The sequence below is a fragment of the Faecalimonas nexilis genome (assembly GCF_059731825.1).
Map to the genome: position 1 here is coordinate 3,008,112 of NZ_AP029189.1, position 15,815 is coordinate 3,023,926.

At 41.4% G+C, this 15,815-nt stretch carries 15 protein-coding genes and 1 pseudogene; all 16 read right to left on the bottom strand.

Annotation, left to right across the window (positions count from 1 at the left end; genetic code table 11):
• Positions 1-46: 46 nt before the first annotated feature.
• Positions 47-904, bottom strand: a complete 858-nt coding sequence (locus tag AC6I5B_RS15080) for a phosphoadenosine phosphosulfate reductase family protein (RefSeq protein ID WP_173725036.1) — start codon at positions 902-904, stop codon at positions 47-49.
• Positions 905-1,011: 107 nt separating this feature from the next.
• On the bottom strand, positions 1,012-2,352 hold the full coding sequence (locus AC6I5B_RS15085) for an LPD25 domain-containing protein (RefSeq protein ID WP_117467690.1): 1,341 nt from the start codon (positions 2,350-2,352) through the stop codon (positions 1,012-1,014).
• Between the two features lie 83 nt (positions 2,353-2,435).
• Positions 2,436-2,801 carry a type II toxin-antitoxin system RnlB family antitoxin gene (locus AC6I5B_RS15090; protein ID WP_021650936.1) on the bottom strand — a complete coding sequence of 122 codons (366 nt, stop codon included), beginning with the start codon at positions 2,799-2,801 and terminating at the stop codon, positions 2,436-2,438.
• A 25-nt stretch (positions 2,802-2,826) separates the two neighbouring features.
• On the bottom strand, positions 2,827-4,266 hold the full coding sequence (locus AC6I5B_RS15095; protein ID WP_021650937.1) for a ribonuclease H1 domain-containing protein: 1,440 nt from the start codon (positions 4,264-4,266) through the stop codon (positions 2,827-2,829).
• Between the two features lie 168 nt (positions 4,267-4,434).
• Entirely contained in the window at positions 4,435-4,956 is a 522-nt protein-coding gene (locus tag AC6I5B_RS15100; RefSeq protein ID WP_055173282.1) for a JAB domain-containing protein, read from the bottom strand.
• Positions 4,940-5,062 carry a hypothetical protein gene (locus AC6I5B_RS15105; protein WP_255610470.1) on the bottom strand — a complete coding sequence of 41 codons (123 nt, stop codon included), beginning with the start codon at positions 5,060-5,062 and terminating at the stop codon, positions 4,940-4,942. The genes AC6I5B_RS15100 and AC6I5B_RS15105 overlap by 17 nt, the downstream gene beginning before the upstream one ends.
• A gap of 173 nt (positions 5,063-5,235) precedes the next feature.
• On the bottom strand, positions 5,236-7,602 hold the full coding sequence (locus AC6I5B_RS15110; RefSeq protein WP_195956097.1) for a VirB4-like conjugal transfer ATPase, CD1110 family: 2,367 nt from the start codon (positions 7,600-7,602) through the stop codon (positions 5,236-5,238).
• A 130-nt stretch (positions 7,603-7,732) separates the two neighbouring features.
• Positions 7,733-8,233 (bottom strand): PrgI family protein, encoded by a 501-nt coding sequence (locus tag AC6I5B_RS15115; RefSeq protein ID WP_055056111.1) that lies wholly within the window; start codon positions 8,231-8,233, stop codon positions 7,733-7,735.
• Positions 8,234-8,256: 23 nt separating this feature from the next.
• Positions 8,257-9,069: a DUF4313 domain-containing protein gene (locus AC6I5B_RS15120; protein WP_195956098.1), complete on the bottom strand. Its 813-nt coding sequence runs from the start codon at positions 9,067-9,069 to the stop codon at positions 8,257-8,259.
• 17 nt (positions 9,070-9,086) lie between these two features.
• Positions 9,087-10,031: a DNA-methyltransferase gene (locus tag AC6I5B_RS15125; RefSeq protein WP_287643034.1), complete on the bottom strand. Its 945-nt coding sequence runs from the start codon at positions 10,029-10,031 to the stop codon at positions 9,087-9,089.
• Positions 10,032-10,043: 12 nt separating this feature from the next.
• Positions 10,044-10,880 carry a VirB6/TrbL-like conjugal transfer protein, CD1112 family gene (locus tag AC6I5B_RS15130; protein ID WP_025577460.1) on the bottom strand — a complete coding sequence of 279 codons (837 nt, stop codon included), beginning with the start codon at positions 10,878-10,880 and terminating at the stop codon, positions 10,044-10,046.
• A gap of 47 nt (positions 10,881-10,927) precedes the next feature.
• Positions 10,928-11,266 carry a hypothetical protein gene (locus AC6I5B_RS15135; protein WP_021651237.1) on the bottom strand — a complete coding sequence of 113 codons (339 nt, stop codon included), beginning with the start codon at positions 11,264-11,266 and terminating at the stop codon, positions 10,928-10,930.
• A gap of 111 nt (positions 11,267-11,377) precedes the next feature.
• Positions 11,378-12,328, bottom strand: a complete 951-nt coding sequence (locus AC6I5B_RS15140; RefSeq protein WP_330060501.1) for a type IV secretory system conjugative DNA transfer family protein — start codon at positions 12,326-12,328, stop codon at positions 11,378-11,380.
• 24 nt (positions 12,329-12,352) lie between these two features.
• The gene (locus tag AC6I5B_RS15145; RefSeq protein ID WP_243097876.1) at positions 12,353-13,540 is read right to left on the bottom strand and encodes an RNA-dependent RNA polymerase family protein; all 1,188 of its coding nucleotides are present in this window, start codon (positions 13,538-13,540) and stop codon (positions 12,353-12,355) included.
• Entirely contained in the window at positions 13,537-14,262 is a 726-nt protein-coding gene (locus AC6I5B_RS15150) for a reverse transcriptase domain-containing protein (protein WP_201885414.1), read from the bottom strand. The genes AC6I5B_RS15145 and AC6I5B_RS15150 overlap by 4 nt, the downstream gene beginning before the upstream one ends.
• 814 nt (positions 14,263-15,076) lie before the next feature.
• Positions 15,077-15,802, bottom strand: a pseudogene (locus tag AC6I5B_RS15155) (type IV secretory system conjugative DNA transfer family protein); the annotation flags it as partial.
• Between the last annotated feature and the right edge of the window lie 13 nt (positions 15,803-15,815).

The following is a 15,815-nucleotide window of genomic DNA, read 5'->3' on the forward strand; positions in this document are numbered from 1 at the left end:
GTCCAAAAGATAATTGATATTTTGCGATAATTCCTCCTCCCTTCCACTACAAATAGTCATAATAAATCTCATTGGTATCTTCATGAAAGGACAATTCATACTGTCCGGGGATACCAGGATCTTCCATCCACCAACGGAAAAAAGCATCTACATCTGACCATAAGCGGGAATTGCACTGCCTTCCTGCAGCTTTCCTTAACTCCAGCATTTTAGCAAAAGCCCGCCGGTAAGCCCTCTCATAGGTCGGGAAGATGCGGAACTCCCGGTATCTTTGTTTTCCTGCCATAGGACAGCCTACACAGCCAACCCGGTGAAATCCCATTTCGTAAAGAGGGTTCATGGGTATTTTCTCTGCCTGGATATACTCCCAGACCTGCTGGTCACTCCAGTCAACAATGGGATTGCATACGTGTTTGCCCCTTGACAGGCATGATTCAAAGAGTCGCCTGGTATCATCATTATCATTATTTAAAATAATGGCACGTTTTTTTCCATTTGGGACAAAGTTTTCATAAATCCCCCTGTTTTTCCTCCGCTTTCGGCTTTCTGCCCACCGGACACCTGTGGTGATAAAACGCCCAGCCCCACCATTTTCTTTTAGAACCTCACAACAATACCGGATAGTCCTGGTAGGAGGGATCATTTTCATGGGGATCAGGCTCCACATAGTTATCCGCTGCCCTTTATAGTAAGGTTTATTGATACTACAAGTTATACCGGCCTGTTCTGCCTTCTGAAACTGTTCCCTCACATAATAAATAGTCTGTGGGGCATCTGCAGTAGTCAGGTTGTGCATCAGTTCAAATGGCACGCCGGAACGCCGTACCAGTTCCCTGCATACGGCGCTGTCTTTTCCTCCACTGTCCGTCACTACCAAAGGAAGCCCATAATGTTGCAGGGACATCTGGCTGGCAGTGCGGATACGTTCTATTGCTGTTTTTTCTAAATCCAATTTTTTTCAGGAGGGAAGATATCTTTTACATGGCCAAAACTCCGCCTCCTTTCCTAATTTTATCTGCCGCCCCTTTTTGGCGGCTCATATCCATTTGCTGCATACGCTTCTACGGTCATACCGTATGACTCTGCTTCCTGTCGTATCTCTTCCATAACCTGTTCTTTGTATGATTTATCCGGACAGGCAGTTGCAAAATCCCGGATATCCGGCATACAAGGCAGCTCCTTCCCTGTATTTAATGCAATCCTGCTTTCCCGGATATAGGCAAGCATGGCTTCCTGATATGCTTTTCGTGATGCGTCCCCCTGCGTCAGTAAAGGGACTTTCTTTTCTATTTCCTGTTCTTCCAGAACCGCTGTTTCCAGTTTTTCCAGGTTGCAGAAATACTGAAGGGTAGGAAGCATCTCCTCCAGTACCCATCTCATTTGCTGTTGTTCATGTTCCCATTCTTCTGTTGTCCTGGCGGTCTGTTTCATAAGCTGCTGCCCTTCTTCTGTATGGAGATAATAATCTGCAAATGCTTTTACATGATCCAGCAGATTTCCTTCCCCGTCACCAAAATCCTGGCGCCCGGTATAAGACATGACTTCCCCCTCTGAGAGAAAACAGATTTCAAAATGTGTTTTGTAATAACCTGCCATATCTTTCTCTTCCACTGCCTGCCGATCCAGCTTTCCGAACAATTCTACCGCTTGATTTAATGGCATGGCTTCTTCCAATGGAATGTCCGGGTGTTCACTGATCCGCACATACACAAAGGGTTTCAAGTCCACCGGCGGAATAAGTTTTACCTGTTCCAGTGTTGTCTTTAGCTTGTCTGCCTGTTCTTTCAACTCTGATTTCTGCTCAAATATCTTGCTTCCCAGCCACCTGCTGTATTCCTCTTTTCCGTCTTGACATAAGGCTTTCCATATAATAGCTTCCTTATGTTCTGCTTCTTTCGGATAAAAGGTATGGTAAAAATCAGGGTCAAGATTTTTTTCCAGTTTTATCATTTCATCTGCAAAAACAGTAGCCTCCAAGGTTTTCTCTGTTAAAAGCCCTTTGGTATCAATGACTTTTGTTTCCGGAAGATAAGCACTCAGTTCCCTGGCAGCTATAAAAACCTCTGGGTATTGGTTTTGATCATAGATATCTCTCAAAAGATCCACATCCAACTCCCCGTTATAAACCAGGGAAAATTCCAATGGAATACCATCTTCTTCCTCCACATGAAGCCCAATTCCTTTTCCTGCATTCAACCTTTCAGAAGGAATACTCTGATAGATCTTTACTGCCTCTTCTGCACTGTGGATATCCTCCCTGTATTCTCCATAGCGGTTAAATTCCATACATTCTGCCACATAATACGTTGTCAAACGTCCGGTGGCATTCTCGCCCATCTCACCTTTTTCCACGTAGCAATACCTCCTTTTTATGCACAAAAAAAGCACTACCGTTTTTAGCGATAATGCTCTTTGTGTTACTTCTTATTTTCTTTTTAAATGATACAGCCATGCTCAATCAGCTTCTGCTGTCTGGTCGTTAAAATAGAATATTCAAGGCTTTCCCTGTCTTGATGCAAGTAAAAACAAACAGGTTCCCTTAATTTGCTCTTTTTCGGAACAAGCTCAAAGGCAAATTGCCCACTGTCAAACCGGGCACCATCAAAGTATCCCTGAATGAACCGTTCTTCCGTATTCCCACTATGTAGCAATTCATCAATCATTACTACACCGATATAGTGTTTTTCCCTTAGCGAAGCCTCAATCTCTGCAAGGTAATCAAAAGGAGGCTCGCTAGTCTTCATAACCACAAGAATATTTTCTTTTTCTTCACTTATCACAATCATATCAAAGTTATTCATCTAACTTACTCCTTTCTCCTAATTTCTAAATCACTTCATAATATTCATCAATAATCGCCAATGCTCTTTTAATCAAATCATGAGCACCTTTTATATCCAGCATCTTTGTAGTATCAATTGGTGCTGTAGGGTCATCCCAATGTTCTATTGGATGGCGATTGCTGTTATAAAACGTATAAATATTTCCAATATACTTTACCTGCTCAGGCTTTGCATTTCCATATCTCTCTGGTTTCAGCTTATATTTTACACCTATTTTATCAAACATATCAAAATGATTTTCTTTGATGTACTGCGCATTTGGTATAATACCACATTCTATTAATGCTATTTTTAATTGTGCTTCTACAACACGAATTGCCGGCTGAGCCAAATATGTTCCATCAAACATATCATCTGTGACCTTTAAATTATACACAGCCTGATGAAGAGATCTTTCCATTTTCTTAGACGGTAGCTTATCATAAGCATTTGGCATATAAAACTGAAATTCAGAGCGAACCTCGTCTTTATCTATGTTAAGATTATATGTGTCATTAAAAATTTTAGGAATTTCTTCTACTTCTATTAATTCAGTAATATATCCAATAATAGTAGAAAATAACACTTCTGGTCTTCCTTGCATTACTACTTTATTATGCTTTTGATAATGTGTCACAACTACTCTATCTTTACTTTTGTTACATTTTAAAGAAACTGCTTTTCCATGAGCAATCTTTTTTTCATCTATAATTAGATTGTCTTTTCCAATTTCATCAACAGCAAGTGCTATAACTGTTGACAAATCTTCATCTGAAATTCCCTCAACTGTAAACCAAAAATCGCCTCTTTTAACTTTAGGAATCCCATTACCTTCTGTTAAAGCAGCTTTGGCTAATTTATCTGCTTCTTCATTATAATGATCTCCAGAATGAGCTTTTACCTTTTGATAAGAAATTTTTAGAATATCTGATTTACTCTTCATAAAATTTGCATATTTCTGAGTAAGTGTATTCTTTGCCTTCCATTCTCCTTGAGCCCACTTTTCAATTCCTTCATAATCATAACGAAGTTCTAAGTTATGATAACCATTCTTAATTGCCCATTGTACTGCATACATAGCACCAAGCATTTCACCAGCAACATTTCTAATTGCTAAAGAGTCCGGTTCATTTCCATTTCCTGATTCTCTAATAGTTTCTCCTCTTGGTGTAAGAATAATACACCCAAAAGCATATTTTCCTATTTTCTCATCAAAACTACCATCTACATATACAACTAACTGGTTTGTTGTGTTCTCTTCTATATCTACTTTTTTAATTTCTTGTATCCTATTCTCTAAATAGTTTTTCGCTTCCTCTTCTGTTTCAAAACCTTTATACTCTGCTCCCGGATATCCACTTACCGACTCTTTACACTCATTCCATGAATAAAACAAACCGGTTTGCTTACCCTTTTTTACAGCATAAACTTTTTTCTTTGCCATGTATACTCCTTCAAGATTTGGGATTATAGCATAATACAACCTGTTCGTCAAGAATTTTATGTTTACACTTTGACGATATTTGTCTATTTAGCTACTTTTATTTTCTGTTTCTTATTTTATTATACATGTTCTGTCAAAACCAGTCAATGTATTTCACTGTTGCAATAATTAATGTACCTTCTCTTTCTCACTCTTTACATAAGGAAGAGATTGCTCTGCTGCTACTTCTTCCATTTGAAAGTATTCTGGTAGTATGTTTTCTTCCCTGAAACTAAAATACCGGTTCTCAGCCACCACGATATGATCCAACACCTCAATCCCCATAAGATTGCCGGCTTCTGCCAATCGCTTTGTCACTTCTATATCATGCCTGCTTGGTTCTGGATCACCGGAAGGGTGGTTATGTGCCAAAATGATACTGCTGGCATTGGATAAAATCGCAGATTTGAATACTTCTCTTGGGTGAACCAGTACACTATTTAACGTTCCCATACCTACTACGTTGACATTAATAACCTGGTTTTTTGTCCGAAGGTTTAAAATACAGAACATTTCCCGGTCACAATCTTTTAAAAAATCCTGAAAGAGTTCTGCCACATCACAGGGATTTTTTAATTCTTTACTACTGTATAGAGGAGGTTCTTCCACCAGGCGTATACTTACCACATCTATTTTATGTGTCTTCTCCATGTTCTTCCTTTCCAAAACAAATCTCCAGCATAATTCCCTCCGGCAGATTTTTTAAAAGTCTTTCCAACTGTTCTAAATTCATTTCTATTTGATATGTTTCAGCCATTCTGCCACCTTTCCCATGATATACAAAAAGAGTGCCTGATAAAAGAACTGCACTCTTTTTGTCCTATCCTTTTTCTACTTTACCGACTTATAATTTTTGCTGTTGCCTAATTTTTTCTCGTCTGTCATACCTTTTCCTTTACAGATAAAAGAAAAAGTTCCTTTCAGATTACATTACTCCTGCTTTGTCTGCAACGCCTTTTCGTGAAGGTTGGTATTGAAAAGCGCATACAGCGGATTGGCTTCTTTTTCCATACGGTTATCAAATGGAATACAGGTATTTCCATACTTAATGATCCCCGTACCGGAAGGAGAATTATCTACATATTTTAATTGTGCTTCTGGAATTCCTGCTGCAGTGGATAATTCCTGACTGTCTACATTGGACTGCTTTAACAGGGCAATAAACTCACTGTTCCCCAGCATGGTCATGGCTGTATAGTTCTGCAGCATATCAACCAAATTTTGGGTGATTCCTGTGCATAGTCCCCCTTGCTTCCTCACTTTTTTCCAGAGGCTGAACAAAAATTTCGCACTATACTCCCGGTCAAGAACCGTATGGAACTCATCTATATAAAGCCAGGTTGCCCTTCCTTTCTTTGCGTTTTCTGCAATCCTGGCACTGATATTTTCCAGCATGACCAGAGTGGAAATGGCTCCCAGCTCTTTCCCCAGGTCCCTGGTACCATAGACAATGAACCTTGCCTGTACATTCACATTGGTATGGTTATTGAAAATATTTAAAGAGCCATTTACAAACAGCTCCAACGATAAAGCAATGTCCTTTGCCTCTTCTTCTGGCTGCTCCAACAATAACTCATAAAATTCTGACATGGTAGGGATATGCTTTTCCCTTGCCTTTGCAATGTCGATATACAGCTTTCGTACACAACGGTCTATAATGGATTTATGGCGGCTGTTTAGATTATCCCCGTAACATTGTTCACACAGCCCCAGCATAAATTCTCCTTTATCTCGGATATATCCCTGGGAATCGTTTAAATCCAGCGCCCAGACATCCATCTCCAAAGGATTGATGTAATTCTTTGTATAGGTAGACAGGTTAATGATTGCCGCCTGGTTTCCCAGGGCTTCTGCAATATCAAAATATTCCAGTGTCGGATCGATACAGATAATATCATCATCTGTTCCTAAGAACACCTGCAGCATTTCCGACTTACTGAAATAGGATTTTCCGGAGCCGGGGACACCGAATACCATTCCATTTCCATTTGCCAGTTTTTTCCGGTTTCCAATGCAAAGGTTATGAGAAACCTGGTTAATGCCATAGCAGACGCCGGACTTTTCGTTTAATTCCTGTACATTAAAGGGAAGAAGGGCTGCAATATCCCTTGTGAGCATGGTCCGCATTGTGCTGATCTGCCGGTTTCCCACTGGAAGTATGGTATTCATAGCTTCCCTCTGCTGATAATAGTGGGTTTCAATCTGGCACATGCGTCCATTGCCGATATTTTTAATGGTTTCGGTTACACTGTCTAGCTCCTTCTTGTCCTCTGCCATGATCAGGAAATTAACCCCTGTATAAAACAGGTTCTGGTCATTTTCCCGCACGTCGTCCATAAGATTTACAATCTTCTCCTTCTGGACTTTCTTGATATGAGAAATGTCACTGGAAAAGTCGTTATTTTTATTACGGACTCTCTGCTGCTTTAAAATATCATTTTCAATGCCCAGATATTTCTTCTGAAGAACCTTATTTGCCAGTTCTTTTGGTACTGGTACAATGCAGATTGTAGTGATGCTATGAACCGGAAGACTGGTAATCTCATTTAAAAAGGTATCCGATAAAGAAGACGGATATTTTTTAATGAATAATGCCCTGCATTTTTTCCGTTCCGTTTCAAAATAACCTGGGTAAAACTGCATATACCCTGGTGAAATATCATTTTTAGGATCACCGCCCTTTTTTAACGCCTGTCTGAAATCAAAGGAGAATTGTTCTTCTTCCCCTATACGGTAAAAATTGAAAAGTACCCGCAGCCGCTCTTCTGCATTTAATTCTTCAATGCAGGAACCAAGTTCTCCAAAGTTCTGTTTTAAGGTAGCTTCAAAAGTGGCAAAAAATGCTTTTGCCTGTTCGTAGGATTTCCGTTCTACACATACAGTCAGCAGTTTTTCCTGCTCAATCCCCTGCCTTCCATCTACAATGCGCTTTTCAATAATCTGGTTATAACTTCCACGCAGCCAGTTAAAACCATCTCCTTTTTCCTGGAAAAGTACATGCTCCCGGAAATCCTGCATATTTTTATTCCGATTAAAAATGGTAATAAGAAAATATACATCAATGGCATTTACCGTCTTACAATACTGCTTTAAAATCCGCATCTGTTCTTCTGCACCTGCGGTTACATAGTTAATATCCAAAAAACGATATGTCTTGGAATATATCCCCTTCCCTACTTCAAAAATGCCATTTTCTGCAATTCTCCCAATCCCCATGACTTCCTGAAGATATTTCGGGGATTTTACTGCTTTATCTGCTTTTTTTAACTGGTCAAACTTATCTGAAAAAATTGACAATCTCTAATTTCCTCCTTTCAGGCAGATGGGACCACAAACACAGCAGCTTCCATCTGCCGCTACATGTCTGTGTATCCCTCTCCTGAAATGGAGAGCAGGCGCTATTTCACGCCTTGATTGAATATTCTGGTCAACGGTACATCTTATACCACACCGCTGCTGCCGCACCAAGTACAATCATCACTACCGTTACGATTCCCATACGGATTGCCTTCTTTTTCACCACGTTGACATCACCACCTTTCTTCTCTTTTTTCTGTTCCTTTTTCCTTTGCTGTACTTCCCGTTCTTCTTCCTGACGGGTTTCCATATAAATCTGTTTCAGTTCCTGCACCGATTCCGTAGAGCCATACACCAAAGGGCGGTTAAAAAAGGAAAAATAAATCATCTTCCCTGCAAACTGCCAGAATGTCAGCCCATGATAGTTATAAAACCCAGTCAGTGCCAGAGGTACAACAAAAGGGGTTGCCACATAACAGCTCAAAGTAATCCCGATTTTTTCATACAAAAGCAGGACAATCCCAGTTCCTACGCCCAATGCCAATGCCGAAAACAAAAACTGTTTTGCTGTAAGTCCTAGAACCAGGGATTCTTTATAATGCTGTAGGTCCTCACTTAATTCAATCTCCATACATAACCTCCTGTATCTGTTTTTTATCTGCTCTGTCTTCGCTCTTCCTGCATGGTTTTCTGTAATCCATGTTGATTGCAAAAGGCGGCAACCCCAGCCTGGTCAAACTTACGCAGCTCCTCCAGATGAAATTTCACCACCGCGTACTGCCCCATACCGGATTGTGCCTTCCAGGGAAGCAAAGTTCCCAGTCCATGCTCCTGAATAAATTGGATATTTTCCTTACTAAAATCACCGCTGATACAGGCAGTTCCAGGTTCCAGGCAATATCCGGGAAGGTTTACGGTCAAATCTGAAAACGGTTCCCACGCCCCATCTTCCTTACTATACAGTTCCACATAAAGGTTCTGGTTCATTGCGTAATAATCTACCCGCAATGCCAGTTCTTCGGTTCCATACGCCCATTGAAAATCTGCTGTTTTGATTTCCTTTTGAAATTCTGGATTTTTTACTTCTCCCCGTTCCTGGTATGCCTGCTCATAGGCTGCATATCCCTCCGGGTCTAATTTCTTTAAAGTTTCTTCCTGAAATTCAAACAGTGGATATTCCATACAACCAGAACAGCAAATTTCTTCTTTTAACTGTCCAAGCCCGTTTTTTTTGACAAATTCTACGATCTGCTCCAGATCATAGCCTGGGAGCAAAAAGGTCTGGTTCTTTTCCAGCGGAATTCCCATATCTGTGGTCAATTCAAAAAGTTTCCATATCTCTTCCTCTTTTTCCGTAAACACACAAACTTTGATGTTTTTATCAGCCGGATAAGTTGCAACTTCCAGCCAGACCTCATAGATCTCCCCATTGCCAAAATCCAGGCTGAGTTTTTCTTCCTGTTCCATTTACATATCCTCCCTTCTTACCGGCTCCTGCTCTTTGCAGACAGAAGCCTTTCTTTTCCCTTTTCAAAATATTCTTCATTAATTTCAATGCAGATTGCATTCCGTTCATTTAAAAGTGCTGCTTCCCCCAGGGAAAACGAACCTGCAAACTGATCCAGTACCCACTCCTTTTCTTCTGTTACAAATCCAAGGATCTGCTGCAAAAGTTGCACTGGTTTTTCTGCCTGATGAATACGGGAGTTTTTCCCTGGCGGTTCAATGTCAAAGACCGTTGGAAGCATTCCCCTGGCGCCTGACATATAGTGGGATATTCCTGGCTCCGCCTTATCCTTTTTCGCATCTGGGCGTAAATTCCTGGCTTTTCCTTTCGTAAAAAATGCAATCTCTTCCGTATTTTTAGATTTTCTTCCCGTATTGGCAACGAAATTTCCTTTTTTCCAGGCGACTTTTGCATAATATTCAAGTCCTGCTTCTTTCGCCATTTTTTTCATCTGATAGAGGTGTTCATAATTTTCCCCATTTTCTTCCGGCATGAACTCTACCAGAAAACACCCTTTTTTCAACACCCGGTATTTTTCATCAAAGTCTTCCTGCGTATATTGAAAACATTCATAGGCGGCAAAATCCCGGTTTCCCCCTTTCAGGCTTTTTTTCAGGTCATAAGCATGGTCTGTAATAATGGCATCTATACTGTTATCTTTTAAAAAGCTCAAATCCCTTCCATTTCCCTGAACCAGCATACAAGTTACCTCTTCTCCGTCCTGTTCTTTGGTAACCGTATAGACTCCTTTGGCTATCCTGGAAAAAAGCCCCTTTTCTATTCCCTCATAAATTCTTGCCCGGATACTGGGTTCTTTTACCTCTTTTACCTGTTCTACACAAGCCACTGCTTCTTTAAGGCTGAAGCATTCTGCGTCCTGAAAATATTCAAATAGTGTCATCTGTATCCCTTTTTCCTGCACAATCCTTTCCTCCTACAATCCCAGTGCCCTGGAAGTCAGGTTCTGCGCTCCTTTTACAGTGCCTACCGTCAGCGCAACCGTAAAGGTCATTTCCCCCAAATAAATCAGGGTTTTGGCCCAGTCCTCATAATCTCCGGTAAAGGTCGGAAGTCCGGAGGAAATAAACTGGTTACACAAAAGGATTGCCAGCGCCATTGTGACTGCCTCAAAAACGACACTGATAAAATATTTCATATAGGCTACAAAGGTATTGCTAAGCCCCCGGTTTCCAGCCAGGGTACTGCTGGCAATCGCCCCAAAAGGTACAATTACCATAATTTTCAAAAAGCGGAAATAAACATTGTACAGCAGGAAGAAACCACAGATAATAACGATTAAAGACAGGAAAACAGCAAGTATCAGGAACACGATACTGGTTCCAAATCCCAAATCTTTGATCACTTCTGCCTGCGCCGGGTCAATGGATAACTCCACACTCTGGTTTTGCCCCAAATGCCCCACCAGGTTTCCACAGGAAGTAAACAGGGCTTTCATAATGGTAATGTTATAAGATACCAGCCACTGTGCAATGGCAACCCGGATAAACATACGGAGGATTGCTTCAAACCGAATTTCTTCCCGGATATCTACCGACTCTGCACAAAACCCAATGACGAAAAAAAGGACTACCAGGGCAGAGCCTATCCCAACAAAAAGGGGTTCAATCCCTTCAATGATCCCCCAGGGCCCGCCTCCTTTGAACCCGGTAGGGGACTGTCCTAAAAGTTCAAATACGAGGCTGACCTGGTTATTCCAAAATCCAAACACGATTTCCAAAAGTGCAAGGATCGCCTCTCCTAAATTAAACATCACTTCACCTCTCTTCTTATCTGCTTATCTCAAAAAGAAGAATGGTTTTAGCTAATTCCCAGGAAAGTAAGAACGGAGGAAATGGCTGCCATAATAAGCCCTGCAACAATTCCTTTAATGGCACTGTTCATAGAAGAACTGTCCTGCTGTTGGTAAGCCTGTGCAAATTCCATCACGTTTTTTGCCAGGATAATCACACCCACCGCACCGATAATACTGATCACCAGTGTCTTTAAATTCATAAGCGGCTGTGTTACGTCACTTACCCCGGAAGCCATGACAGTCTGGGGGAACAGGGAAACAGTGGCAGCGCTTACTGCCAGGACTCCCAGTAGAGATTTTTTCAAGCGGTTCTGTTTCTTTCTGATAACCTCTTTGATCTTCATATCTTTTTACTCCTTTTCATGTGATTGATACCGCATTACGCAAAAAGACAGATTTTTGAAAACCTGCCCTGCGTAATGCAAAAACTACAGGTTTCCAAAAATCTGCCTTCTTTAATCCGAGGCTGTTTCTTTTGTAAATTTTTTACGGATTTCCTTCATCTTTTCAGCACTGTTTTTTGTATCTGCCATTTGAAGGATTTTATCATACGAAATTCCAGCACCAATGGCAAGCATGATTTCTCCCAACTGTTCCTCATTATAAACATGGCTTTCTAATAATTCAGAAAGTTTTTCTTCCTCTGTCTGTACCGGTTTTTCCGTTTTCTTCGGCGGCCTCACCTCCTCTACCGTTCTCTTCTTCTGGTTCTCTTTCAGCTCTTCCTCCGAAAAAATCTTCTTAGGAATAGGCTCATAAGAAAAAATTTCATCAAAAGACAGTTCCACAATCTGAACATCTTCTCCCTGTTCCTTTTTCTTCTTATAATAATCCAGGGATTCTTCACTTAAAATCTGTACCGCCTGTTTTTGGGCAGCCATTCTGTCATGGATATAAGGCGCAGCCCCGCCATCTTCTGTTTCCGAAAATCTGGAGTGTGCAAAAGTATTGTATTTCTTATCAATAATAGGATCACAACCCCTGATTAACAAAATACACTCTGAGTTATCCAGCTTTCGGGTTTCGTCCGGTGTCAAAAGCTCACGCCCCAGCACATCATAATTCCGGGAACTGCTCCCTTGCCGGCCTTTGGTTTCCCCACTGCTTTTTTTATCAATGGTTCCTTTTCCCAGGGACTCACTGATATACTTATGCGTGGACTGTTCATTCCCACCAAGATATACCAGAGAATCACAATTACCCGGTATGGTTTCCCAGGTTTTCTCAAACAAAGCCTTGATCTGGGCAAGGTTTTGGATAAAAATGGTACATGAAATATTCCTGGAACGCATGGTACTAAGGAGGCTGCAGTAGTCATCTGGCAATGGCAATAGCGATAGGTAAGCCTCTGGCGTTTCCACCTCGGGCTTTTCCCCCGCTCCACACCGTGCGTGATAGTTTCCCATCACACGGCGTTCCACCGACTAAGATTACTTTTTAGTGCCTATATAGTCCTCGAATTGTATTTCCTCCAACTCTCTGTGTTTTCGGAGTTTATTGATTTTATCTTTCATTTCTTCGGTCAACTGTAAGTCTTTAAGCAACTTTCCAATTTTTACAGGATTCGTTGCTCCAACCAGTTCTGACACCTCTTTTGACAGGATAATCAAATTCCTGTAAGTGTCGTTTCGCTCTCCCTTACATGGTTTGATATGCACACATACCATATCTGATATTGACAGGGCATTGTGCGTTACCGCACATTTGCCTTTTTGTGCGATATATCTCGAAAGAGCGTTGTCTGCCATCTCCAACGTAGGGTAGAGATGTGCATTTTCCATCATGTATTTCATAACATCGTAGCTGATACAGTTTTCGATGTCTGAATACTTCCTCACATATTTATTGACTTCACGCCTTTTATATTTGGGGTATTCATAAGCCACATATCCAACAGGGATAATCATTCTTCCCTTTATCCATCGGAACTGCTTAGACTTTCCATACTTTTCCTGAATAAACTTGCTGGTTATCTCGCCTTGACGTTCTATGGGGTAACAGCGGTTATTATGATTCATGCCGTTACTTTTTCCCGTTACTTTAAAGGCGATTTCCGCAAAGTCTGCTGATACCATAGTTGCCATACAGTAATAGTTGTGCATTCCCATAACCATTGCATTATAAAGACTTATATTTCGGTCTATCTCGCTTTGTTTGCTCGGATTCTTTATGTCTTTCCAAACGTCACTTAGCTTTTTAATGACCTTTGCTTTACTCTTGTCTGCCATGTGGGAACGTATTACCCACTTACTGCCTTTTGGTACAACCTTAAATTTGATACCGAGGAAAGTAGTGTAATTCTTCCGCAAGTTTGTGATACCCGACTTTTCTCCACTGGTCTGTAAATGCAGATTTTCTGCCAACCAGAGTTTTGTGGCACACATTACCTTTTTCGCCGTTGCATAATCCCGACAGAATAGCTTAAAATCATCTGCATACCTTACGATATACATTTCTTTCAAATCGGTTTTTGCTCTCAGCTTATTCCATTTCTGCGTTCTGTCTACTGTGAGGACGTTTCCCTCTTTATCAGTCTTGTTAAACTCTAAACCTGTTTTACCCTCTTTGATTTTGAACATTTCCCACTGACTGGCAATCCACCAGTCCAGTTCATTCAATACAACATTTGCAAGAAGTGGGGATAGAATCCCCCCTGTGGTGTACCCGTTTCGGGAGTGATTATAATGTCATTGAACAGGATTTCCGCTTTCAGCATCTGCTTGATTATCATAATCAGCTTTCTGTCCTGTATGCCGATTCCCCACAACTGCCGAATCAACTTACTGTGGTCGATATTATCAAAGAAGCCAACAATGTCTACATCTACTACAAAGTGCAGATTCTGCAACTGTGCCATTTTATAGCATTGTGCGATTGCATTCTGAGTTGACCGATATGGTCTGAAACCATTGTTCCGCTCATGAAATTTCGCTTCACAAATCGGCTCCAGTATCTGTAAGATACACTGTTGTATCAGTCTGTCCCAAATACTCGGAATCCCTAATGGGCGGGTTTTTCCGTTGTCTTTCGGGATTTCAACTCGTCTAACCTTTTTTGGCTGATAATAGTTCAACTTATTTCTGACGGTTTTAATGACCGATTCGATGGGCAGTGACTGTATCGCTACAATCGTTTTCCCATCTGTGCCGGGAGTTTTGCTCCCACTATTTTTACAGATATTTCGATATGCAAGTATGATATTCTGCTCTGACACAATCAACGGCATGAGCCTGTCAAATGTCTTTCCATTCTGGCTGTCCTCAAATAATCGGTAGCCTGTTTCTTTAGCGTCATACCTTTCTGCATTTCGCTCTGCTTTGTTTACAATTCGTTTTGCCATAGTAACCAGCTCCTTATCAGAGAATGATTTTTTCTTAGTCGCACCACGACAGCTATGAAAATCTCCATTTTGGTGATTACTATATAGGCATGAAAGAAAATCTTAGTATCGGCTTGAGGCTATCCCTCCACCGCTTATTGTTACGGCTTCACAGGTACTGTGCCTCTACTCTCACAGCCACTAATGCACTTATTATAGAAAGGCTCTTTCAATCCCTTTCCTTTTCGATACAACTACGGTACTTTTTCCGCTGATACAGTCAGCTCCCGTATTGGCTGCTTTCCACGTTCCGCATAACTTAGGATTGTTGCCACTTAGGTCGTTCCTTTAGCCCTGCAAGCATTATCTTCGAGCGAATCCCTCAAGATACCTGTGTCCTGTAAACACAGAGGGCATTTCATACTAACAACTTTTACTTTGCCCCGCTTGCGTACCCATTGGTACACTTGCATTTCTGCAAGCCATTCGTTTAGAGCCGTACATTCGGAATCTTTGTCAGACCGCCTTTTTGGTCATTCTAACCATATGGCAACCCCACCCGCACCGTCACACACAACCCGTACCTCTACGAATCTTTCCTCGCCATTAAGCGTTAGGGTGTGCTTCGCACGACTTCCCCGAGCTTATAACCCCAACCGTCTGTATTCGGCTGACGCTATTCGGAGTATTAGTGAATCCCCTTCAGGGCGTTACCCCGTCATTTGAGATTTCAGTTATGCAGTTCTCTAAAACCACATTTATTTAATTGTTTGTGACTTTAGGCTACGCTTTTGTCGGTTATTCCCACCGTTTTAGGCGTAGAACGTGTCACACCGTTGGCAAATTCGTCCAGCATGAAATTCACGTTAATGGGAAGTTTTCCATTATAATGGAAGTCTGCCTGGTAATACAATTCCTGGAAAATCTGGGAATAAAGCATACCAATTAAAAAGGCATAACTCTTATCCGAATCCGGCGTTACACAAAAAAGTGCAGTCTTCCGGTTTCTGTCCCCGTCAACACCAATCCCAATCTCCTCAATCTCCATTTCATCATGATCCAGAATCCGCAAAATTTGTGGGTTCTGTAACAATCCCAGCCTTGCATTTGCGGAAATGATGATACTCCTTACCGTATCTCCGGCACCCCGTACCACTTTATTATACTGGATTAAAGCAGGGTGGTTGCTTCCCTTTTTTCTCTCCAGTCTGCGGAAACGCCGGTCTAAATCAGAAGGGGAACCGTCTGCATGGACTTCTGCCTCATTCAAGAGCTGCAAAACCATACGGAAATTCCTTTTCTCCATTTCACACTCCTGCCACACATAAAGAAAAATGGCCTGCAAGTACAAAGACTCGGCTTTCTCCCAGAATGGATCACTGGGCTGTGCGTTTTTCGGAGTGGTATTATTGATCAGGTTAGTAACCAGTTTTACAATATCTGTTTCAGAGCGGATATAGCGGAATGGGTTATATCCGTTAGACTGCTCCATTTCCACCAGGTTCAGCACCCGTATCCGGTATCCATGCGCTTTCAGCATACCTCCGCAGCATCTTAAAATCTATAGCGATAGG

Bases quoted from the DNA above. Each gene is read 5' to 3' on its own strand.
- AC6I5B_RS15080 (WP_173725036.1), bottom strand. From the start codon at position 904: ATGTCCCTGCAACATTATGGGCTTCCTTTGGTAGTGACGGACAGTGGA.
- AC6I5B_RS15090 (WP_021650936.1), bottom strand. From the start codon at position 2,801: ATGAATAACTTTGATATGATTGTGATAAGTGAAGAAAAAGAAAATATT.
- AC6I5B_RS15095 (WP_021650937.1), bottom strand. From the start codon at position 4,266: ATGGCAAAGAAAAAAGTTTATGCTGTAAAAAAGGGTAAGCAAACCGGT.
- AC6I5B_RS15100 (WP_055173282.1), bottom strand. From the start codon at position 4,956: ATGGAGAAGACACATAAAATAGATGTGGTAAGTATACGCCTGGTGGAA.
- AC6I5B_RS15105 (WP_255610470.1), bottom strand. From the start codon at position 5,062: ATGGCTGAAACATATCAAATAGAAATGAATTTAGAACAGTTGGAAAGA.
- AC6I5B_RS15115 (WP_055056111.1), bottom strand. From the start codon at position 8,233: ATGGAGATTGAATTAAGTGAGGACCTACAGCATTATAAAGAATCCCTG.
- AC6I5B_RS15120 (WP_195956098.1), bottom strand. From the start codon at position 9,069: ATGGAACAGGAAGAAAAACTCAGCCTGGATTTTGGCAATGGGGAGATC.
- AC6I5B_RS15130 (WP_025577460.1), bottom strand. From the start codon at position 10,880: ATGTTTAATTTAGGAGAGGCGATCCTTGCACTTTTGGAAATCGTGTTT.
- AC6I5B_RS15135 (WP_021651237.1), bottom strand. From the start codon at position 11,266: ATGAAGATCAAAGAGGTTATCAGAAAGAAACAGAACCGCTTGAAAAAA.
- AC6I5B_RS15140 (WP_330060501.1), bottom strand. From the start codon at position 12,328: ATGGGAAACTATCACGCACGGTGTGGAGCGGGGGAAAAGCCCGAGGTG.
- AC6I5B_RS15150 (WP_201885414.1), bottom strand. From the start codon at position 14,262: ATGGCAAAACGAATTGTAAACAAAGCAGAGCGAAATGCAGAAAGGTAT.